At 71.6% G+C, this 21,827-nt stretch carries 13 protein-coding genes; 9 read left to right on the top strand and 4 right to left on the bottom strand.

Annotation, left to right across the window (positions count from 1 at the left end):
• The first annotated feature begins 16 nt into the window (after positions 1-16).
• Entirely contained in the window at positions 17-904 is an 888-nt protein-coding gene (locus ACTMTI_RS19440) for a diacylglycerol/lipid kinase family protein (RefSeq protein WP_441121807.1), read from the top strand.
• Between the two features lie 97 nt (positions 905-1,001).
• Positions 1,002-3,725: a DEAD/DEAH box helicase gene (locus ACTMTI_RS19435; protein ID WP_441121806.1), complete on the top strand. Its 2,724-nt coding sequence runs from the start codon at positions 1,002-1,004 to the stop codon at positions 3,723-3,725.
• 7 nt (positions 3,726-3,732) lie between these two features.
• Here the strand turns inward: ACTMTI_RS19435 and ACTMTI_RS19430 are convergent, their stop codons facing one another.
• Complete coding sequence (locus ACTMTI_RS19430) at positions 3,733-3,921, bottom strand: hypothetical protein (RefSeq protein ID WP_441121805.1); 189 nt, start codon at positions 3,919-3,921, stop codon at positions 3,733-3,735.
• Between the two features lie 388 nt (positions 3,922-4,309).
• Here ACTMTI_RS19430 and ACTMTI_RS19425 point away from each other — a divergent pair, with 388 nt between their 5' ends.
• Both ACTMTI_RS19425 and ACTMTI_RS19420 read left to right on the top strand, forming a co-directional pair.
• On the top strand, positions 4,310-6,217 hold the full coding sequence (locus tag ACTMTI_RS19425; protein ID WP_441121804.1) for an ABC transporter ATP-binding protein: 1,908 nt from the start codon (positions 4,310-4,312) through the stop codon (positions 6,215-6,217).
• Positions 6,218-6,336: 119 nt separating this feature from the next.
• A complete protein-coding gene (locus ACTMTI_RS19420) occupies positions 6,337-6,918 on the top strand; it encodes a TetR/AcrR family transcriptional regulator (protein WP_441121803.1) in 582 nt (193 codons plus the stop codon).
• Positions 6,919-6,924: 6 nt separating this feature from the next.
• Here the strand turns inward: ACTMTI_RS19420 and ACTMTI_RS19415 are convergent, their stop codons facing one another.
• Both ACTMTI_RS19415 and ACTMTI_RS19410 read right to left on the bottom strand, forming a co-directional pair.
• Entirely contained in the window at positions 6,925-8,352 is a 1,428-nt protein-coding gene (locus tag ACTMTI_RS19415; protein WP_441121802.1) for an RNB domain-containing ribonuclease, read from the bottom strand.
• Positions 8,353-8,379: 27 nt separating this feature from the next.
• Positions 8,380-8,697 (bottom strand): STAS domain-containing protein, encoded by a 318-nt coding sequence (locus ACTMTI_RS19410; protein ID WP_441121801.1) that lies wholly within the window; start codon positions 8,695-8,697, stop codon positions 8,380-8,382.
• A gap of 368 nt (positions 8,698-9,065) precedes the next feature.
• On the opposite strand from ACTMTI_RS19410, the gene ACTMTI_RS19405 reads away from it, so the two are divergent.
• A complete protein-coding gene (locus ACTMTI_RS19405; RefSeq protein ID WP_441121800.1) occupies positions 9,066-9,797 on the top strand; it encodes a hypothetical protein in 732 nt (243 codons plus the stop codon).
• A gap of 61 nt (positions 9,798-9,858) precedes the next feature.
• Here ACTMTI_RS19405 and ACTMTI_RS19400 read toward each other — a convergent pair whose 3' ends face one another.
• A complete protein-coding gene (locus ACTMTI_RS19400; RefSeq protein ID WP_441121799.1) occupies positions 9,859-10,752 on the bottom strand; it encodes a siderophore-interacting protein in 894 nt (297 codons plus the stop codon).
• Between the two features lie 314 nt (positions 10,753-11,066).
• On the opposite strand from ACTMTI_RS19400, the gene ACTMTI_RS19395 reads away from it, so the two are divergent.
• From ACTMTI_RS19395 to ACTMTI_RS19380, 4 genes are all read left to right on the top strand, one after another.
• The gene (locus tag ACTMTI_RS19395; protein WP_441121798.1) at positions 11,067-12,494 is read left to right on the top strand and encodes an RICIN domain-containing protein; all 1,428 of its coding nucleotides are present in this window, start codon (positions 11,067-11,069) and stop codon (positions 12,492-12,494) included.
• A gap of 150 nt (positions 12,495-12,644) precedes the next feature.
• The gene (locus ACTMTI_RS19390; RefSeq protein ID WP_441121797.1) at positions 12,645-14,717 is read left to right on the top strand and encodes an alpha-galactosidase; all 2,073 of its coding nucleotides are present in this window, start codon (positions 12,645-12,647) and stop codon (positions 14,715-14,717) included.
• Between the two features lie 157 nt (positions 14,718-14,874).
• Positions 14,875-16,224: an FAD-dependent oxidoreductase gene (locus tag ACTMTI_RS19385; protein WP_441121796.1), complete on the top strand. Its 1,350-nt coding sequence runs from the start codon at positions 14,875-14,877 to the stop codon at positions 16,222-16,224.
• A gap of 134 nt (positions 16,225-16,358) precedes the next feature.
• Positions 16,359-21,758, top strand: a complete 5,400-nt coding sequence (locus ACTMTI_RS19380; RefSeq protein ID WP_441121795.1) for a family 43 glycosylhydrolase — start codon at positions 16,359-16,361, stop codon at positions 21,756-21,758.
• Positions 21,759-21,827 lie beyond the last annotated feature (69 nt).

The following is a 21,827-nucleotide window of genomic DNA, read 5'->3' as shown; positions in this document are numbered from 1 at the left end:
GCGATAAGTTCCGGGCGTGTCCCCTCAACTCGCCCTGCTGGTCAACCCGGCCGCCCGCGGCGGCCGTACCCTGCGCCTGCTCGAGCCCGTGGCGCGCCGGCTGCGCGCCGGAGGGGCCGAGCTGTCGGTGATCGTCGGTGACGACGCCGCCGACGCCCTGGAACGCGCCTGCACCGCCGTCGCCGAACGCCCCGACGCGCTGGTGGCCTTCGGCGGGGACGGCCTGGTGCACCTGGCCGTGCAGGCCGTGGCCGGCACGGACGTCCCGCTCGGCATCATCCCCGCGGGGACCGGCAACGACATCGCCGGTGCGCTGGGCGTGCCGTGCCAGGACCCCCTCGCGGCGGCCCGTACCGTGCTGCGCATGAAATCCCGGCTGGTCGACGCCGTCCGCGTGCGCGCCGGGCGGGCCGACGAGCTGTTCGCCGGGGTGCTGTGCTGCGGGTTCGACTCGCGCGTCAACGAGCGCGCCAACCGGCTCACCTGGCCGCCCGGGATGGCCCGGTACATGGTGGCGATGGCCGGGGAACTGCGATCGTTCCGGCCGATCCCGTTCCGGATCACGCTGGACGGGCAGGAGACGATCGAGCGGGAGGCCATGCTGGTGGCGGTGGCCAACACCCCTGCGTACGGGGCGGGGATGCGGATCTGCCCCGGCGCCCGGCCCGACGACGGGCTGCTGGACGTCGTCGTGCTGGAGGCGATCTCCAAGGGCGAGTTCCTGCGGGTGTTCCCGAGCGTGTATCGGGGGACGCATGTCGGGCACCGGGCGGTGTCGGTGCGGCGGGCGCGCAGCGTGCGGCTGGAGGCCGCCGATGTGGTGGCCTACGCCGACGGTGAACGGGTGGGCCCGGCGCCGGTGGAGTGCGAGATCCGGCCTGGGGCGTTACGGGTCATCATTTGAAATCTACATTGTAAAGGCGCCCGCCGGGCGGAGCCCGTGATCCCCCCGAAGTACGGGCGGGACGGACCGGAATGGCGATTTCGGTAGGCTGACGGGTATGACAACGCCAGCGGAACGCTACGCGGCCTTCCGTCAGAAGCTCGGGGACGACGGGGCCGCTCTCACATCGTTCCGAGGTCTCTACGACTTCGCGCTGGACGACTTCCAGCTCGACGCCTGCCGCGCCCTCGAAGCCGGTGACGGCGTCCTGGTGGCGGCGCCCACGGGGTCGGGCAAGACGGTCGTCGGCGAGTTCGCCGTCCACCTGGCCTTGGAGCAGGGCCAGAAATGCTTCTACACCACCCCCATCAAGGCGCTGTCCAACCAGAAGTACAACGACCTGGTCAAGCGGTACGGCACCGCCAAGGTCGGCCTGCTGACCGGCGACAACAGCGTCAACGGCGAGGCGCCGATCGTGGTCATGACCACCGAGGTGCTGCGCAACATGCTCTACGCCGGGTCGGCCACGCTGGCCGGGCTCGGGTTCGCGGTCATGGACGAGGTCCACTACCTGGCCGACCGCTTCCGCGGCGCGGTGTGGGAAGAGGTCATCATCCACCTGCAGGAGTCGGTCAGGCTGGTGGCGCTGTCGGCGACCGTCAGCAACGCCGAGGAGTTCGGCGAGTGGCTCGGCGAGGTGCGCGGCGACACCACGGTCATCGTCGACGAGCACCGCCCGGTGCCGCTGTGGCAGCACATGATGGTCGGCAACCACATCTACGACATGTTCATGGCCGACGACCTGACGCCGCACATCAACCCCACGCTGATGCGGGTGACGCGCGACGCCGAGCGGCTGACCGCGGGCCGGGGCCGGCGTGGCTACGGGCGGCCGCAGCGCTCCCGCCCGCCGGACCGGGTGCAGGTGATCGAGAAGCTCGACGCCGAGGGGCTGCTGCCGGCGATCACGTTCATCTTCTCCCGGGCCGGCTGCCAGGCCGCCGTGCAGCAGTGCCTCTACGCCGGCATCCGGCTCACCACCGACCGCGAGCTCCACGAGATCAGGCAGCTCGTCGACGAGCGGACCGCGCACCTGCCCGACGAGGACCTGGCGGTGCTGGGCTACCTGGAGTGGCGCGACTGCCTGGAGCGCGGCCTGGCGGCCCACCACGCGGGCATGCTGCCGGCGTTCAAGGAGGTCGTGGAGGAGCTGTTCACCCGCGGGCTGGTGAAGGCGGTCTTCGCCACCGAGACGCTGGCGCTCGGCATCAACATGCCGGCCCGCAGCGTGGTGATCGAGAAGCTGGACAAGTGGAACGGCGAGACCCACGCCGACCTCACGCCCGGCGAATACACCCAGCTCACCGGGCGGGCGGGGCGGCGCGGCATCGACGTCGAGGGGCACGCCGTGGTGCTGTGGCAGCCCGGCATGGACCCGCTGTCGGTGGCGGGCCTGGCCGGCACCCGCACCTACCCGCTGCGCTCCAGCTTCCAGCCCTCCTACAACATGGCGGTCAATCTCGTCGGCCAGTTCGGCCGGGAGCGTGCCAGGACGCTGCTGGAGGAGTCGTTCGCGCAGTTCCAGGCCGACCGGGCGGTCGTCGGGCTGGCCAAGCAGCTGCGCAAACACGAGGAGGCGCTGGAGGGCTACCAGGAGGCCATGACGTGCCACCTGGGCGACTTCCCCGAATACGCGGCGCTTCGCCGCCGCCTGTCGGACCGCGAGGCGGAGCTGGCCCGGCAGCGCGGCGCCGCCCGGCGGGCCGCCGCGGTGCGGTCGCTGGAGGCTCTGCAGCCCGGTGACGTCATCCGCGTGCCGGGCGGGCGCAGGGCGGGGCTGGCGATCGTGCTCGACCCCGGGCGCAACCCGCGCGGCACCGGGCCGAGCCCTCTGGTGCTGACGATCGGCAAGCAGGTCAAGAAGCTCGACGCGGCCGACTTCCCGGTGCCGGTCGAGCCGCTCGAGAAGCTGCGCATCCCGAAGAACTTCAACGGCCGCTCGCCCAAGGAGCGCGCCAACCTCGTCTCCACGCTGCTGGCCAAGATGGGCGACCGTGATCTCGGCAAGCCGGACCGGGCGCGCGACCACGCGGTGGAGGACGAGGAGGTCAACGAGCTGCGCCGGCGCATCCGCCAGCACCCCTGCCACGGCTGCGACGAGCGCGAGGACCACGCCCGCTGGGCCGAGCGCTACCACAAGCTGCTGCGCGAGACCGAGGGGCTGCGCCGCCGCGTCGAGGGCCGCTCGCACGTCATCTCGCGTACGTTCGACCGCATCTGCTCGGTGCTGGAGCAGCTCGGCTACCTCGACGGCGAGACGGTCACCGACGAGGGCCGCCGCCTCGGCCGCCTCTACACCGAGCTCGACCTGCTCACGGCCGAGAGCCTGCGCAAGGGGCTGTGGGAGAAGCTGGACCCGGCGGAGCTGGCGGCATGCGTGTCGGCGCTGGTCTTCGAGTCGCGGGCGGCCGACGACGCCCGCCGGCCCAAGGTCCCCGCCGGGCAGGCCAAGGACGCGCTGACCGAGATGGTCCGGCTGTGGGCGGAGCTGGAGGGCATCGAGTCCGACCACGGGCTGTCCACGATCAGGGAGCCCGATCTGGGCTTCGCCTGGGCGGCCTTCCGCTGGACCAAGGGCCACAGCCTGGACGCCGTGCTCATGGACGGCGTCAACGGCAACGAGCTGGCGGCCGGCGACTTCGTGCGCTGGATCAAGCAGCTGATGGACCTGCTCGGCCAGCTCGGGAACGCCGCGCCGCCGGGCAGCAAGGTCAAGCAGACCGCGGTCAAGGCCGTGGACGCCATGCGGCGCGGGGTGGTGGCCTACTCCTCGCTCGCCTGACCATGCTCTAGTCGTCTTTTCCGAGGGCGCCGACGACCGTCAGCACCAGACCGGCCAGGCCGGTCACGATGCCGGCGGCCGTCAGCATGCCGCCGTCGAGCCACAGGTTGAGCAGGCCGAAACTTTTGCCGAAGAAGTGGTCGGCGATGAGGGCGCCGAAGCCTTGGACCATGAGAAGGATGCCGAGGAGAACCATACGGCCAGCGTTTCAGGCGGGGGCGGCCGTTCCATCGGACCAAAGTATCGGGCGATGTCACCTTAGATAGCGGCCTCGGGAAGCATTCTTGGCGACTGCATTGCCTTCTTTGGGTGCTTTACGCATTTACAGCACTTTTAACAGTCGCACGGAGGTGTCTTTCCGGACTGCATTCATGGGTCAAGTCTCTTTGAAGTTGTCTGCTATGTCGTGCTTTATTAGATTTCTGGTGCTAACGTCCGATTTGTGAATGTGTAGGCCATCCAACCGGGGGAGGAACCATGGCTAGCACACGGCTCTCGGCAATCGGCTTCCACGCAGGATGGGGCTGTCATCGCCGCCGACGGTGCCGCCGTTGGCGGTGCTGTGGCTGCCGCAATAGGTCGTGGTGGTGGTAAATCAGCCCGATGAGAGCCGGCGGCGCAGCCGTCGGCTCTCGCTGAGCGCCTCCGGCCGCGAACTGGCGCCGGCGATTTCCCTTCGCCGGACATTTCGCGAGTTCTGGCCGGACACTCGCGGGCTGCGCCGGCTGTTCGCGGCCGGTGTGGTGTTCGCCATCCTGGCCGCGCTGTGTGAGGTCGCCGCGATCCGCCTGTTCGGCCACATCACGGACGAGGTGCTCACCACCCGGGATCTGGGAGCGTTCTGGGCTCCCGCGTTCAGCTGGCTCGGGCTCGCCGCGGTCGCCGGGGTGACGGCCTTCGCCGGGACGTACGCCACCGCGCTCGGTGCCGAACGCTTCCTGCTGGTCCTGCGCGACCGGGTCTTCGCGCACGTGCAGACGCTCTCGCCGGACTTCTCGGAGAAGCGGCGGCTCGGCGACCTGATGGCACGGCTCACCGACGACGTCGAGGCCATCGAAGAACTCGTCGGCTCCGGGGTGGTCAAGGCGATCACCACGGCCGCCAGCGTGGTGTTCTTCGCCGGGGCCGCCTTCCTGATCCGCTGGGACCTCGCGCTCGTCACGATGGCGCTGATCCCGGCGTTCCTGGTGGTCTCGAAGGTGTTCGCGGCCAGGTTCAGGATGGCCGCGGCGCGGGAGCGGCACAGCAACGGTGCCATGAACAGCGTCCTGGAGGAGTCGCTGGCCAACCAGCCGCTCGTGCAGGCGTACAACCGGCAGCCGGTCGAGTCACGCCGCCTGCACGCCGAGGGACGCACGTGGCTGCGCGCCAACCTGACGCAGGCCAGGCTGTCCGGCCTGTACGGTCCCTCCGTCCAGGTCATCGAGACCGCCTGCCTGATCGTCATCCTCGGGTTCGGCGCGTGGGAGATCGCCGCGGGCCGTCTGACCATCGGCGGCCTGCTGGCCTTCGCCGCGTACCTGGCGCTGCTGTACCCGGCCGTGCAGAGCCTCGGCGAGCTGGCCCTGACGGTGTCGGAGGCGGGCGCCGGGTCCGACCGGATCATCGAGATCCTGCGAACCAGGCCGGCCGTCACCGACGCCCCGGACGCCGTGCCCGCCCCGCCCGGCCCCGGCCGGGTGGCGTTCGACCGGGTCTGCTTCGGCTACCCGGGACGGCGGCGCCCGGTGCTGCAGGAGGTGTCCTTCACCGCCGAGCCCGGCGAGCTGCTGGTCTTCACCGGGCCCAGCGGGGCCGGCAAGTCCACGCTGGCCAAGCTGCTGCTGCGCTTCTACGACCCGGACGCGGGACGCGTCCTGCTGGACGGCGCCGACATCCGCGGCCTGACGCGGGAGTCGCTGCGCGCCGCCATCACGCTCCTGCACCAGGAGACCCTGCTGTTCTCGGGGTCGGTGCGGGACAACATCGCCTACGGCTGCCCGGACGCCTCGCCCGACGAGGTTCTCAGGGCCGCTGAGGCGGCCGGCGTGCACGACTTCGTCAAGCGGCTGCCCCAGGGGTACGACACGCCGGTGGGGCAGCGGGGACGGCTCCTGTCCGGCGGGCAGCGGCAGCGGATCGCGATCGCCAGGGCCGTCCTGCGCGACGCGCCGGTGCTGGTGCTCGACGAGCCGATGAGCGGGCTGGACGAGGCCACGGCCGCGCAGGTCATGGCGCCGCTGCGGCGGCTCATGACCGGGCGGACGACGATCCTCATCACGCACGACCTGCGGCACGTGCCCGAAGGGGCGCGGGTGATCGAGTTGCGGCCGGTGCCGAGGCGGGAACGGATCCGGCTGAAGCGGGTCGGCGCCTCGGCCGCCCGCCTCCGCCGTTCCGCTTCGTCCGATCGGGCTGCTTCGCCTGATCGCGCTGCTTCCCCCGATCGGGCTGCTTGGCGTGATCCGGTCCGGGTCGTGCGGCAGTCCGCGTCGGACCGCGTCGCTCCATAAGGTCCCGGCAGCTTCATGAGGCACCCGACCGGCAAGTCGGGTGCCTTATGGCTGTATGTCGTGAAAACCGGTCGCTAGAATCGGAGAGATCCCTCCGGTTGTCGAAGGCAGGTTCACGCATGGGCGACGACCACGGCACGGCCAGGCCGCTGCGGGCCGACGCCCGCCGCAACCGCGACCGGGTCCTGCAGATCGCCGAGGAGGCCCTGGCCAGCGACGGCCTGACGATCTCCTTCGATGAGATCGCCAGGCGCGCGGGATTCGGGGTCGGCACCGTCTACCGGCACTTCCCGACCAAGGAAGCACTGTTCGAGGCGGTGCTGCTCGGCCGGATCGAGCGGTTCGTGGCCGACGCCCGCGCGCTGGCCACGGCAGAAGACCCGGGCAAGGCGTTCTTCGGCTGGTTCGCGACGGTCGTCGAGCAGGCCGCGGCCAACCAGGCGCTGTGCGACCTGCTGGAGAGCGGCTCGCGCATGGCGCTCAGGCCCGGCTCGACGCTGCAGGACGACTTCGCCGCCGCGCTCGGCCGGTTGCTGGCCCGAGCGCAACGGGCCGGCGCGGTGCGGCCCGACGTGGGCGCGGACGACGTACAGGACCTGCTGCGGGGATGCCTGGTGGCCGAGCGGCGGGCGCGGGCCAGGGGAGGGGCCGTGCGAATGGCGGACGTGGTCTGCGACGGGCTGCGGGTCACCGGACGCTGACGCCGCTCAGGCCGGGGTGAAGCGGACCTCCCGGGTGGCCGGGTCCGCTTGCACCAGGCGTACCGTGACCTGCTCCCCGAGGGGGAGGGGGCCGTCGCAGCGGGCGATCACGGCAGGATCGGCGAGCTGCACCTGCCCGTCCCCGCGCCGCTCGTCCACGTCAATCACCACCGCCTCGAACTCCTGCCCGATCCTGTCCCGCAGCAGGAACGCCTCCACCAGGTCCACGCACGCCCGATCCACCGCCGCCGCGCGCCGCGCCGAGCCGGACATGAGGGCGGGCAGGCTCGCCAGCGCCGCCCGCACGTCGGAGGGGACCGGCTCGCCGGCGGCGATCGCCAGGCACACCTCCGTCGCGTAACGGTCGACCAGGCGGCGCAGCGGGGCCGTGACGTGCGCGTACGGGGCCGCGACCGCGGCGTGCTCGGCCACCTTCGGCGGCGCCCCGTCGAACGCCTCGTAGCCCGAGCCGCGCAGCAGCACCCTCGACTCGTGCAGGAACGCCGCCTGCTGCGGGTTCTTCGGGTCCAGGTCGTGCACCACGGCGCCGTACCCGGCCCCGTCCGGCCATGGCACGCCCAGCGCCGCCGCCACTCTGCGCACCTTGGCCAGGTCGGCGGGACGCGGCCGGGGCAGCACGCGCAGGATGCCGATCTCGGCGTCGAGCATCATCGTGGCCGCGGCCATGCCGGTCAGCAGCGAGATCTGCGCGTTCCACGCCTCGGCGGGCAGCGGCAGCCGGAACTCCAGCCGGTAGCCGTCGGCGCCGGGCACCACCTCCTGCTGGGGCGTGGGCAGGGTGACGCCGCCGCGCTCGCGCTCCAGGGCCAGCCTGAGCTCGCCGATCTCGGCCAGCAACTCCAAGGTGCCGTCGGCGGTGCCGGTGGCGAGGGCCACCTGTACGTAGCCGTAGTCGAAGCGCTCGCGGCTGCGTACGAGGGCGCGCAGCACGTCGGCGCCGACCGTGCGGCCGTCGGCGTCGAGGTCGATCCGCCACACCACGGCCGGCCGCAGCGCGCCGGGCAGCAGGCTGGCCGCACCCTCCGACAGCACCTTGGGGTGCAGCGGCACCTTGCCCGCCGGCAGGTAGACGGTCTCGCCCCTGGTACGGGCCTCGGCGTCGATGGCCCCGCCGGGGCGCACGAAGGCGCCGACGTCGGCGATGGCGTACCAGACGCGGTATCCGTCACGCAGCCGCTCCAGGTGGACGGCCTGGTCGAGGTCCATCGAGCCGGGCGGGTCGATGGTGACGAACGGCACGTCGGTCAGGTCCTGGGCGGCCGGCCGCGCGATCTCCGCCAGGTGCGCCGCCCATTCGGCCTCGTCGAGGACGGCGCGCGGGAAGCCGCCCGGCAGGTCGAGCTCCCGCCCGATCCGGTCGAAGCCGTCTTCCAGCCTGGCGGGTATCTCCTCGGGAACCTGAATCGTCGACACGCCCCAAAACCTACAGGCGCCGGGCGATCATGTGGTGAGGTGGGCGTCCAGCCCGGTGATGCGCAGCAGCCGCAGCATGGCGGGCGGGACGCCGGCGATCCGCAGCGGGATGCGCCCGCGCGCGGCGTGGTCCTGGACGGAGACCAGGACGCCGAGCCCGGCGGCGTCGATGAAGGACAGGCCGCTGACCTCGACGACCACCGCGACGTTCCCGTGCCGGGCCTCTTGCAGCAGCTGGAGCAGGTGGCTGCGGAGCTGCTCGATGGTGGCGATGTCCAGCTCGCCGGCCACGGTGACGGTCAGAGTCCCGTTATGGCGGCTGGTGGTCAGGTGCAGTGGGTCCATGTCCGGCTCCGCGCTCTGTCGGGGCCGGGAACGTCCTTGCCGGTTGCGCGGACCCGCCCTTCATAGGCACCAGAGGTCACGTAACGCGACCGTGTTCTTCCGGAATGGAGTTTACCCGGCTGTTCGTGAACGTCGAGAGGTGCGCGGCGAATCGGGAGAACGGGAGAATTCCTCAGGAAAACACATCGGATTTCAGCGCGGCGTGCGACTCCTCCAGCCGGCGCTGGGTGACGGCCTCGGCCGCCGCGGTATGCGCCCACGGCGGCCGACCTCGCAACCCAGGTCTCGTTTACGGAAATTTCCGAGTTTGCGGGGAAAGATCACACTACGCTGCTAGCCCGGTCAGGATACGAGGGGAGTAGCGCATCGTGTGGATCGCTGTCGCAGTGGCGGCCGCCATCGTCGTCGGCGTGGTGGTGTGGTGGCTTCGCCGTGACCCGGTCGGCGGCGACGCGTACGACATCTTCGAGATCGAGCGGAAGTGGGACTGGGAGCTCCTGCTCACGCCAGAGGCGGAGGCCGCGTTCGTGGAGGGGCTGCGGGCCTACCACGAGGCGGGGAATCCCGTGCGCGTCGGCGGGGAGCAGGGGGTGCTCACCGCGTACGACCCGCCCCGGCTGCTCTCCCTTCACCTGCTCGCCGGAGCTTTCGCGGCCAGGGGCGACGCCGCGATGCACGATCCGCAGGGCACGGTGGCGGAGTTCATGGCGCAGGACGCCGAACGCCCCGGAGTGCTGCACCTGCGTCCGGACTGGCTGATCGGCGAGGTGGACGGCATGGACCGGACGGGCTTCGCCGACGCCGTCCACGAGATCGTGTGCCCGCCGGGCGGCGAAGTCCGGCCGGGCGCCGAGGGCGTTGGAGCGTTGCAGGTCCGCGTGCGCGCCGCGCAGGAGCCGCACGCCAACACGATGATGCTGGACCTGGCCAGGGTGCTCGACCGCTACGTCGAGGCCCGCGACAAGCAGCCGGAGGCGACGGCCGGGGAGTTGCTGCGCGACATCGTGCCCGGCATGATCGCCGCCGGCGGGCCCGGCGTGACCTGGGCGCGGCCGCCCACGCCGGAGGAGCGGCAGCTCGTGCTCGCGGAGCTGCGGTGATCCGGCGTCCCTGGCGGCCGCGTCCGCACTCGCCGGTCCCGCCGCGTTCGGGTCCGCAGCGTCACGCGTTGTGCTCGGCGCGGCCCAGCCGCCAGTAGCCCATGAACGCCACCGCCCGCCGGTCCATGCCGCGCTCGGCCACCAGGTGCCGCCGCAGCGTCTTGATCACGGCCGCCTCGCCGGCCAGCCACGCGTACATGGACTGAGGGGTCTCCTCCTGCGGCACCTCCCACAGCTCCTCGGCGTCGACGTCCACCTCGTCGAAGGTCTCCGGCTCGGGCAGCGACGGCAGCAGCCGCTCGGCCGCGGCCTGAACGGCGGGCAGGAGCAGGCCGCCGCGCTCGGAGGCGTTCCTGGCCAGCCAGCTCACCTTGACCGCCGAGGCGGTCTCGACCGGGAGGAAGTCGTCGTCGCAGGGCACCTCCATCAGCGCCTCGCCGGTGACGTCCGCGGGCAGGCGCTCGAGGATGGAGCAGATCGCCGGCACCGCGGTCTCGTCGCCGGCCATCAGCACGGTCGCGGCGCCCGCGGGCGGGTGGAACTCCAGCCCGCCGTGCATCCCTTCGTAGCGCGCGTCGGGGCCCATGAGCACGGCGAGGTCGCCAGGCTGCGCCTGCTCCGCCCAGCGGGCGACGGGGCCGTGGCCGCCGGGGTGCATGACCACGTCGACGTCGACCTCGCGCGCCTGCGGGCGGGCCAGCCGGACGGTGTACGTGCGCATCGGGTTGCGCTTGTCCTCCTCCAGCGCCCGCCATCGCGGGAACCAGTCCGGGCCGGTGGGCAAATGGGCCAGCCCGTGCAGGGGAACCGGCAGGATGAGTTTGATCCGCTGGTCGAACCCGTTGTCGGCGAAATGCCGCAGCTCGTCTCCGGTGAAGGTGACCCGCAGGAACGACGGGCTCAACCGCCGTAGGCCGGCGACCCGTACGGAAAACATGCGAAAGGGCTCAATCATCCGGTCTCTCCATCGTTGTTAGGTGAGCCTAACCTAAACGATCGAGGACGGGATGGCCACTCGCACGCTCTGTCGCCGCCCACGCACGAAGCGTCGGGAAATCCCGTGAATGGGCAGGTCGGCCTGATGCGCACAATCTCCTTACTCGGGTTGTGGTGAAAGTTTCACAGCTGATTGACAGTCGGAAAGCGCTTACCTATGTTGTGGCATGTTCGCTCACACGTATGGCTGTCACATATGTGAACGATGCTCACCCGGGGGACACCACCTCGCAGGCCGGTCCGGCCTGCTCGGGCCAGCAAGGAGCGTGAATCGTGCGACACAGAATCAACGGCAAGACCGCCGCGGTCATCGCGGGCGTCGTCGCTCTGTCCGGCACCGCTGTGGCGGGCGTCGCGGTGGCCTCGTCGGCGGCCGCACCGGCGCCAGGGGCGTACACCGTGGTCAACAACGGTAGCGGCCTGTGCCTCACCGTCCCGGGATCCAGCTCCTCCGACGGCGTCCAGCTCACCCAGAGCGGCTGCGGCAGCGCCGCCCAGACCTGGAACCTGACCGCGAGCGGCAGCGGCTACACGCTCAAGGCCGCCCACAGCGGCAAGTGCGCCGGCGTCAAGGACGCCAGCACCTCCGCGGGCAAGGCCGTGCAGCAGGAGAGCTGCACCGGCGCGGCGTCGCAGACCTGGACGTTGCCCGAGTCCGGGTCCACCGTCAGGATCGTCAACGCCAACGGCGGCAAGTGCCTCAACATCAAGGACAACTCGACCGCGTCCGGCGCCCTGGTGCAGCAGAACTCCTGCGACTCCGTCGCGACCAAGCAGTGGCGGCTCGTCCCCGCGGGCGGCGGCAACCCGACCGACCCGCCGCCGACGACTCCGCCGCCCGGCAACGCGACCGGCCTGGTCGGCTGGGCCACCCAGGGCGGCGGCACCACCGGCGGCGGCAGCGCCTCGCCGATCACCGTCACCTCCGCCTCGGCCTTGACCAGCGCGCTGTCGTCCAGCAGCCCCGCGGTGATCCGGGTGTCCGGCACGATCTCCTGCTCGGGCATGCTCCGCGTGGCCTCCAACAAGACCGTGCTGGGCAACTCCGGCGCGACCATCGCCGGCTGCGGGTTCAACGTCTCCGAAGCCTCCAACGTGATCGTCCGCAACCTGACCTTCCGCGACTGGAACGACGACGCCATCAACATCCAGTACGCCACCCGGGTGTGGATCGACCACAACTCCTTCAGCAACGGCTACGACGGCGCCGTGGACGTCAAACGGGCCAGCGACTACGTCACCATCTCCTGGAACAAGGTCTCCAACCACGAGAAGACCATGCTGCTCGGCCACAGCGACGACAACGCGAGCGAGGACCAGGGGCGCCTGCGCGTGACGTACCACCACAACTGGTTCGACGGCACCAACAGCCGGCACCCGCGCGTGCGCTTCGGCAACCCCGTGCACGTCTACAACAACTTCTACGGTGGCGTCACCGACTACGGCGTGGCCTCCACCGAAGGCGCGGGCGTCCTGGTCGAGGGCAACTACTTCGAGAACACCGACGATCCCTACCACCTCGGCGAGGGTTCCTCCGACCCGGGCACCCTGGTGGCCCGCAACAACCACTTCGTCAACTCCGGCAGCGGCCAGACCGGCGGCAGCGTCGCCTCCATCCCCTACTCCTACTCGCTCGACACCGCCTCCAACGTCAAGTCCATCGTGACTGCGGGCGCCGGAGCCGGGCGGATCTCCGTCTGACCTTTCCTGCCCGCCACGGCCCCTCCGGCGTCCGCCCCGGAGGGGCCGCCCCATGCCGGGGCGGTGGCGCGCGTTCGGGTACCGTTCCGCACAGGTCACCCCCGCCGGGCCCCCGCGCCCGGCGCTCCCCCTTGAGTAAGGAGCCCCGACTTGTCCCCCGTCATCCTCTCCGCCGCGGGCACCGCCCTGCTGCTCGATCCCGGTAGCCAGGGCTTGCCCCGGGTGCGTCACTTCGGCGCCGACCTCGGCCCCGTCGCCGGGGCCGGCCTGCTTCCCGCGCTGGCGTCCCCCGCGTTGCCGTTGCTGCCCGCCCAGGGCGACTCCTGGTACGGCAGGCCGGGCCTGTCGGGAGGCAGGAGCGGCGAGCACTGGCCGGTGCGGTGGACCCTCGACCGCCTCGACGCCGATGCCACCCCCGGCGCCGGCGGCACGGTGACCGTGGCCGCCTCCGACGAGCGGGCTGGGCTGGCGCTGGTGACCGAGCTGGCCATGGACGCGGGCGGCCTGGTGTCGATGCGGCACACGGTGACCAACGCCGCCGCCTCGCCGTACCGGCTGGAGGGGTTGACCTGCGCGCTGCCGCTGCCCGGGCGGGCCGGTGAGCTGCTGGACTTCACCGGGCGGTGGGCGCTGGAGAAGGTGCCGCAGCGCAGGGCGTTCGGGCACGGCGTGTGGTCCAGGGAGAACCGGCGGGGCCGCACCGGGCACGACGCCACCGGGCTGCTGGTGGCCGGGACCGAGGCGTTCGGCTTCCGCGCCGGCGAGGTGTGGGCCGTGCACGCCGGCTGGAGCGGCAACCACGTCCACTACGCCGAGCGCCTGCAGGACGGGCCCGCGCTGCTGGCGGCGGGCGAGCTGCTGGAGCCCGGCGAGGTCACGCTCGGCCAGGGGGAGAGCTACCGGACGCCGTGGGTGTACTTCACCTGGTCCGGCAGCGGCCTGGACGAGGCGAGCGCGCGGCTGCACGGCCACCTGCGCGGCACCCGCGCGCTCGGGGTCCGGCCCGTCACGCTGAACAACTGGGAGGCCACCTACTTCGACCACGGCCTCGACCGGCTGCTGGAGCTGGCCGGCAAGGCCGCGGCGGCCGGGATCGAGCGGTTCGTGCTCGACGACGGCTGGTTCCGGCACCGCCGCGACGACCACGCCGGGCTCGGCGACTGGTACGTCGACGAGGGGGTGTGGCCCGACGGCCTGCACCCGCTGGCCGACCACGTGCGCAAGCTCGGCATGCAGTTCGGGCTCTGGTTCGAGCCGGAGATGGTCAACCCGGACTCCGACCTGGTCCGCGAGCACCCCGACTGGATCCTCGGCCAGGCCGACCGGATGCCTCCGCCGCAGCGCCACCAGCAGACGCTCGACCTGGCCCGGCCGGAGGCGTACGCGTACCTTCTGGAGCGGCTCGACACGCTGGTGAGCGAGTACGCGCTCGACTACATCAAGTGGGACCACAACCGCGACATCGCCGAGCCGGTGCACGACGGCGTGCCCGGGGTGCACGCGCAGACCCTGGCCACCTACCGGCTGCTGGACGAGCTGCGCCGCCGCCACCCCGATCTGGAGATCGAGTCGTGCTCGTCGGGCGGCGCCCGCATCGACTACGGCATCCTGGCCCGGACCGACCGCGTGTGGACCTCCGACAGCAACGACGCGCTCGACCGGCAGGCCATCCAGCGCTGGACCGGGCTGCTCGTGCCGCCGGAGCGGCTGGGCTGCCACGTCGGCGCCCCGCACGACCACGTCACGGGACGTTCGCTGCCGCTGGCCTTCCGGGCGGGCACCGCGTTGTTCGGCCACATGGGCGTGGAATGGGACCTGACCTCCGCGAGCGAGTCCGACCTGGAGGAGCTGGCGACCTGGATCGCACTGCACAAGCGGCTGCGGCCGGTGCTGCACGCCGGGCGGGTGGTCCGCGCCGACCATCCGGACCCGTCCGCGCTGCTGCACGGCGTGGTGCTGCCCGAGCGCGGGGTGTTCGGGTTCGTGCAGCTCACCTCCAGGGTCGACTGGGCGCCCGCCCCGCTGCGGCTGCCCGGACTCGACCCCGCCGCGCTCTACGAGGTGCGCGTGGCCGGGCCCGTGCCCGCGGGGGCGGCGCTGCCGGACTGGACGGCCGCGCCCGTGCGGCTGCCCGGCGCCGCGCTGGGCGAGCTGGGGCTGCCCGCCCCGTCGATGCGGCCCACGTCGGTGTTGGTCATCGAGGTGGAGAAGGTGTCGGCCTAGCCTCCGCCTCGGGCTCGGTGACAGTGTCAGCCGGCGCTGCGGCGGCTCATCTGGTCAGGCGGTCGTAGGGGTGGGCCTGCGAAGTTAGGGGTGGGCGCGCCACCGAGGACCGGCTCATCGTGGAAGCGACATCCCCTTCGACTTCCCCGGAGAGACCATGAGGCACGCCGTCGTTATCGGGGCCAGCATGTCCGGCCTGCTGGCCGCCGCCGCGCTCAGCAGGATCGCCGGGCGCGTCACCGTGCTGGACAGGGACGAGTTGCCCGAGGAGGACGTCCATCGCCGCGGCACGGCGCAGAGCCGGCACGCCCATGGCCTCCTGGCCCGGGGTCTGGAGGTCATGGAACAGCTGCTGCCCGGCCTCACCGCCGAACTGACGGCCCGCGGGGCGTTCGGCGGGGACCTGCAGGCCGACTGCCGGTGGATCAACGAGGGGCGCCGCCTGGCCCCGGCGCCGGGCGGCATGCCCGGGCTCCTGGTCAGCCGCCTGCTCCTGGAGGGCCAGATCCGGCGGCGGGTGGCCGGGCTGCCCGGAGTGGAGGTGATCGGGGAGAGCCAGGTCTTCAGCCTCACCCGCAGCGGAGACCGGGTCACCGGCGTCCGGCTCGTCTCCGACGAGACGATCACCGCCGATCTGGTCGTCGACGCGTCGGGCCGGGGGTCGCACACCCCGGCCTGGCTGGCCGAACTCGGCTTCCCCGCGCCCGGGGAGGAGCGCGTCGAGATCGACCTGACCTACACCACTCGGGTGTTTCGCCGGCGTGCCGACGACCTGGCCGGGGACCCGGTGGTCATCATGGCCGCGACCCGGGCGATCCCCCGCGCCGGGGTGGCGCTGGCCATGGAGGGTGACCGGTGGATCGTCACCATCGGCGGGTACGGCGACGCGCCACCGTCCGACCACGAGGGCTTCGTCGCCTACGCGAAGTCCCTGCCCGCGCCCGACATCCACGAACTGGTCGCCTCGGCCGAGCCGCTCGGCGAGGGCCGCCACCACCGCACGCCGGCCAGTGTGCGGCGGCGCTACGAGCGGCTGTCTCGCTTTCCCCGCGGCCTGGCGGTCGTGGGCGACGCGGTGTGCGCCTTCAACCCGATCTACGGCCAGGGCATGAGCGTGGCCGCGGTGGAGGCGTTGAGGCTGGGTGAGTGGGCCGCTCGGGACAGACCGGCGGGGGAGCTGTTCCGGTCGATCGCCCGGGTCGTCGACGGGCCGTGGGACATCGTGGTCAGCGGTGACCTGCGGCTGCCCGGAGTCCGCGGACGGCGGACACCCAAGACCAGAGTGATCAATGCCTACCTGGAGCGTTTTCACCGCGCCGCCGAGCACGACGTCGAGCTCGGCCGTCGCTTCCTGCGGGTGGCCAACCTCATCGATCCTCCGCGGGCCCTCCTGCGACCGGCCTGCCTGTTCCGGGTGTTCCGCGGCGCCATGGGCGGAGCCGGCGGCTCCCGCGGTGTCGGCACGCAGCGTCGCGAGCCTGAAGTGGCAGGTCTGGATCAAGCGTGATGGGATGCGTGCTCCGAGGGGCTCTTGACGTGCAGCGCCTTCGCAGTTAACACTCACGCAACACCTTTCACGCGCCGGCGACCGGCTGAGTGCTCCGAGGCGTGATGTTAGCGCTAACAACGAAGGATTCGCAGATGCGACGACGCGCTCCGGCGTGCCTGGCCGCGCTGGCGGCAACGGCCACGCTGCTCGTGGCTCCGTCCGCGCAGGCGGCCGCCGACGGCCCGGTGCTGTGGTACAAACTGGACGAGCAGGCGGGAACGGTGGCGACGGACTCGTCCGGCACCGCCCGGCACGGCGCGGTGCGCGGCGCGACCGGCTGGGGCGACGGGCTGGCGTTCAACGGCACCGACACCCACGTCGAGCTGCCCGACGACGTCATGAAGGACATGAGCTCGATCACCGTCTCGACGGACGTGCTCATCGACGCCGGGCAGCGGACGCCGTACTTCATCTATGGACTCGGCAACACCAGCGGCACCGCCGGCAACGGCTACCTGTTTGCCACCGGCGACCACCTGCGGGTCTCGGTCGCGACCGGCAACTGGTCGACCGAGCAGAACACCCGCGCGTCGACCTCTTACAACCTGGCCCGCGGCGGCTGGAAGCATCTCGTCTACACCCAGACGGGCACCACCGGAGTCCTGTACGAGGACGGCGTGGAGATCGCGCGCAACCCGGCCGTCACGATCACGCCCGGCTCGATCGGCGGCGGCACCACCGCGGCCAACTACCTCGGGCGCTCGCTCTACTCCTCCGACCGGCTCTTCATGGGCAAGCTGCGGGACTTCAGGATCTACGACCGGGCGCTCGGCGCCGAGGAGGTGAAGGAGCTGGCGCAGTCCACCGTCACCGCCGCGCTCGCGGCCGACAAGCAGGCCCTCACCCTCGGCGACACCGGCGCCGTCACCGCCGACCTGACGTTGCCCGCCACCGCGCCGGGCGGCTCCAAGGTCACCTGGGCCACCAGCGACGACTCGGTGATCACCGCATCCGGCGAGGTCACCCGCCCCGCGAACGGGCAGCCGGCCGCGCGGGCCACGCTCACGGCCACCCTGGCCAGGGGCGGCCTCACCGAGACCAAGACCTTCGAGATCACGATAATGGCAGAGTACGACGACGTGAAGATCGCAGAAGCGGCCGCCGCCGCGCTGAAGGTGCCCGGCGTCGACGACGTGCGCGGCAACCTCACCCTTCCCGCCACCGGTGAGAGCGGCACCACGGTGTCCTGGGCTTCGGACCGGCCCTCCGTCATCACCCCCACCGGCGAGGTCACCCGCCCGGCGCCCGGCTCCGGCGACGTCACCGTGAAGCTGACGGCCACCGTCACCAAGAACCAGGCCACCGCCACACGCGCGTTCACCGCCAAGGTGGTCGAGCTGCCCGCCCAGCAGAACTACGCGGGCTACCTGTTCAGCTACTTCACCGGCGAGGGGACCGCGGACGGCGAGCAGCTCTACTTCGCGCTCAGCAGGGGCAACGACCCGCTGAAGTGGCGCGAGCTGAACGAGGGCAAGCCCGTGCTCACCTCCACGCTGGGGGAGAAGGGGCTGCGCGACCCGTTCATCATCCGCTCCCCTGAGGGCGACAAGTTCTACCAGATCGCCACCGACCTGCGGATCTACGGCAACGGCGACTGGGACGCCGCCCAGCGCACCGGCAGCAAGTCGATCATGGTGTGGGAGTCCGTGGACCTGGTGCACTGGACCGACCAGCGCCTGGTCAAGGTGTCGTCGGACAACGCGGGCAACACGTGGGCGCCGGAGGCGTACTACGACCACACGATCGGCGCGTACGTCGTGTTCTGGGCGTCCAAGCTGTACGCCGACGACGACCCGAACCACACCGGGTCTGCCTACAACCGCATGATGTACGCCACCACCCGGGACTTCCACACCTTCAGCGAGCCGCGCGTGTGGATCGACCCCGGCTACTCGGTGATCGACTCGACCGTCGTCAAGCACGGCGACACCTACTACCGCTTCACCAAGGACGAACGGAACAACACCTCCACCACGCCGTGCAGCAAGTTCATCATCGCGCAGAAGTCCACGTCGCTGCGCGACCTCGACTGGGACTTCGTCGCCGAGTGCATCGGCAAGAACGCCATCTCCCAGGGCGAGGGGCCGACCATCTTCAAGTCCAACACGGAGGAGAAGTGGTACCTGTTCATCGACGAGTTCGGCGGACGGGGCTACGTGCCGTTCGAGTCCACCGACCTGGACTCCGGAGTCTGGACGCCGTCGGCGGACTACGCCCTCCCCGCGCGGCCCCGGCACGGCACGGTGCTGCCCGTGACCAGGGCCGAGTACGAGCGGCTGCTGGAGACGTACGCGCCGGGGCAGCTCGTGCGGAGCGTGGCGGGCGTGGAGACCGTCACCGGCATCGGTGACGCGCCGGTGCTGCCGAAGACCGTGAAGGCGACGTTCGCCGACGGCGGCACCGGCGACGTGGCCGTCACCTGGGACGAGATCCCGCCGTCCGCGTACGCGCAGGCCGGGACGTTCACCGTCGAGGGCGCGCTGCCCGACGGCGGCGCCGCCCGCGCCCAGGCGAAGGTCACCGTGTCGGCCGAGGGCGTGCCCGTCGAGAGCCTCACGGTGTCGCCCGGACAACTGCGCCTCGGCGTCGGGGTGAGCCGGCCGGTCAAGGCGACCGTGCTGCCGGTCAACGCCACCGCCCGCGCCCTGACCTGGACCAGCGCCGACCCGGCCGTCGCGACGGTGAGCGCGACCGGCTTGGTCACCACCGTGGCCGAGGGTCAGACGGAGATCACCGTGAAGACCGCCGACGCCTCCAAGAGCGTCACGATCCCCGTGGAGGTCACCGCCGGCATCCCGGCCGACCTGCTGCTGCGCTACGAGTTCGACGAAACCGGTGGCGGCGTGGCCCGCGACGCGACCGGGCGCGGCAACGACGGCGCCTACGAGCGGACGCCTGCCTGGGGCGAGGGCGTGAGCGGCCGGTCGTTCAAGATGTCCGGCGGCTCCGGCTCGCCGTACGTGACCATCCCCAACGGCGTCCTCAAGGACGCCGCCGCCCTCACCGTGGCCTTCCACGTGAAGTGGAACACCTCCACCACGGCCAACCAGTGGATCTACGGCCTCGGCCCCGACAGCGGCAAGTACCTGTTCACCACGCCCCGCAACGGCGGCGGCGTCCTGTACTCCGCGGTCACGCTGGGGAGCTGGCAGGGCGAGTCGAAGCTGCCCCACACCGGAGCGCTGGCCGGCGGCTGGAAGCACGTCGCCGTCACCCTCGACCCGGCGGCCAGGACGGCGGTCATGTACCTCGACGGGGCCGAGATCGCCCGCGCCGCGAACGTGACGATCAAACCCTCGGACCTGTACGACGCCGCCAAGAGCTACTCCGGCTACATCGGCAGGTCGCTGTACGCGGCCGACCCGTACTTCGCCGGCGAGGTGGACGACTTCCGCCTCTACGGCCGGGCGCTGTCGGCGGCGGAGGTCTACGCGCTGGGCGGCGACCCCGCCGCGATCATCGGTGCGACCCTGCCGGAGCTCAAGGTCGCCGCCATCGTGAACGCCGGCAAGGGCGAGATCAAGCTGCCGCTGAAGGAGGGCAGCGACGTCACCAAGCTGGCGCCGCGGCTGACACTCGCGCCCGGCGCGAGCGTCAGCCCCGCCTCCGGCGCCGAGCGGGACTTCACCGAGCCCGTCACCTACACCGTGACCGGCTCGGACGGCAGCACGCGGGAGTGGAAGGTCACCGCGCTCGTCATGAAGAGCCCGGTGCTGCCCGGCCTGCACGCCGACCCTGACATCGCGGTGTTCGGCGACCGGTTCTACCTGTATCCGACCACCGACGGCTTCGCCGGCTGGAGCGGGACCGCGTTCAAGGCGTTCTCCTCCGCCGACCTGGTGCACTGGCAGGACCACGGCGTCATCCTCGACCTGGGGCCCGGCGTGTCCTGGGCGGACAACAGCGCCTGGGCGCCGGCGATCGCCGAGAAGGACGGGAAGTACTACTTCTACTTCAGCGGCGGCCTGGCCGCCGGCAACACCGCCAAGCACCTCGGGGTGGCCGTGTCGGACTCGCCGACCGGGCCGTTCAGGGACGCCCTCGGCAAACCTCTCGTCCCCGCCGGGACCTACGCCGGGCAGATGATCGACCCGGCCGTGTTCCAGGACGACGACGGCCGGCACTACCTGTACTGGGGGAACGGCAACTCCTACCAGGTGCCGCTGAACGCCGACATGGTGTCGTTCGACGCGGCCAAGGTGAAGACGTACAAGCCGGCCGGGTACAACGAAGGCTCCTTCGTCGTCAAGCGCGACGGCACCTACTACTTCATGTGGTCGGAGAACGACACCCGCAGCGAGGACTACCAGGTGGCCTACGCCACCGGCGAGACGCCGCTCGGCCCGTGGACGAAGCGGGGCGTCATCCTGCGCAAGGACCTGTCCCTGGGCATCAAGGGCACCGGGCACCATTCCGTGGTCCGCGTGCCCGGCACCGACGACTGGTACATCGCCTACCACCGCTTCGCCATCCCCGGCGGTGACGGCACGCACCGGGAGACCACGATCGACCGGCTGGAGTTCGGCGACGACGGCCTGATCAAGACCGTGACCCCGACGCTGGAGAGCGTCGATCCCGTCGCGATCGTGACCGCCGGCCCCGACGCCTCCGGCGCGGAAGGCGCCCCCATCCGCCTGACCGGCACGTTCTCCGGAGCCGGCACCCCGTCCTGGCGGTACGAGGCCGCCGGCGAAGCCGGGGGCACGTGCGCCTTCGCCGACCCCGCAGCACCGCAGACCACGGTGACCTGCACGGACGAGGGCACCTACAAGGTCACGCTGGCCGCCGGGCGCAGCCGGGACGCCGCGACCGTCACGGTGACCAACGCCGACCCGGTCATCACCGGCGCGACGAGCCCGCAGGATCCCGTCGCGGCGGGCAAGCCCGTGAAGGTGACGGTCACGTACACGGATCCGGGAACCGCCGACACGCTCACGTGCGAGGTGGACTGGACGGACGGCACCACGGGGGCGTGCGCGGAGGACCACGCCTACGCCAAGGCGGGCATCTACCAGCCGGTGGTCGCCGTCACCGACGGCGATGGCGGCAAGGTCACGGCGACGGCCGGCCCGGTCGTCGTCTACGACCCGGATGCCGGGTACGTCACCGGCGGCGGCTGGCTCGACTCGCCGGCGGGTGCCCAGCCGGGCAAGCCTGCGGCGACGGGCAAGGCCGTCTTCGGGTTCGTGTCGGCGTACAAGGAGGGCGCCACGAGCCCGACCGGGCAGACCGCCTTCACCTTCCCGGCCGGCAAGCTCCTCTTCGTGGCCACCCGCTACGACTGGCTCGTGGTGACCGGCGGCGAGGTCCGCTTCCGGGGCGCCGGCAAGGTCAACGGCGAGTCCGGGTACGCCTTCACGGTCACCGCCCTCGACGGCGCCCCCGGCCGCTTCCAGATCAGGATCTGGAACGAGGCGAGCGGCGAGGTCGTCTACGACAACAAGGGCGGAGAGGCGGGCGGCGGCGAGATCATCGTCCACACGGGGAGCTAGGCCATGCTCCGGTCACGGGGTGAACGCGCTTTAATGCCGCCGCAACCGCGAAGACCGCGATCATGTAAC

This window comes from Nonomuraea sp. H19 (assembly GCF_052068215.1).
Taxonomy (GTDB): Bacteria; Actinomycetota; Actinomycetes; order Streptosporangiales; family Streptosporangiaceae; genus Nonomuraea.
The sequence above is the reverse complement of the archived record's forward strand: the minus strand, read 5'-3'. Positions and strand labels throughout refer to the sequence as shown.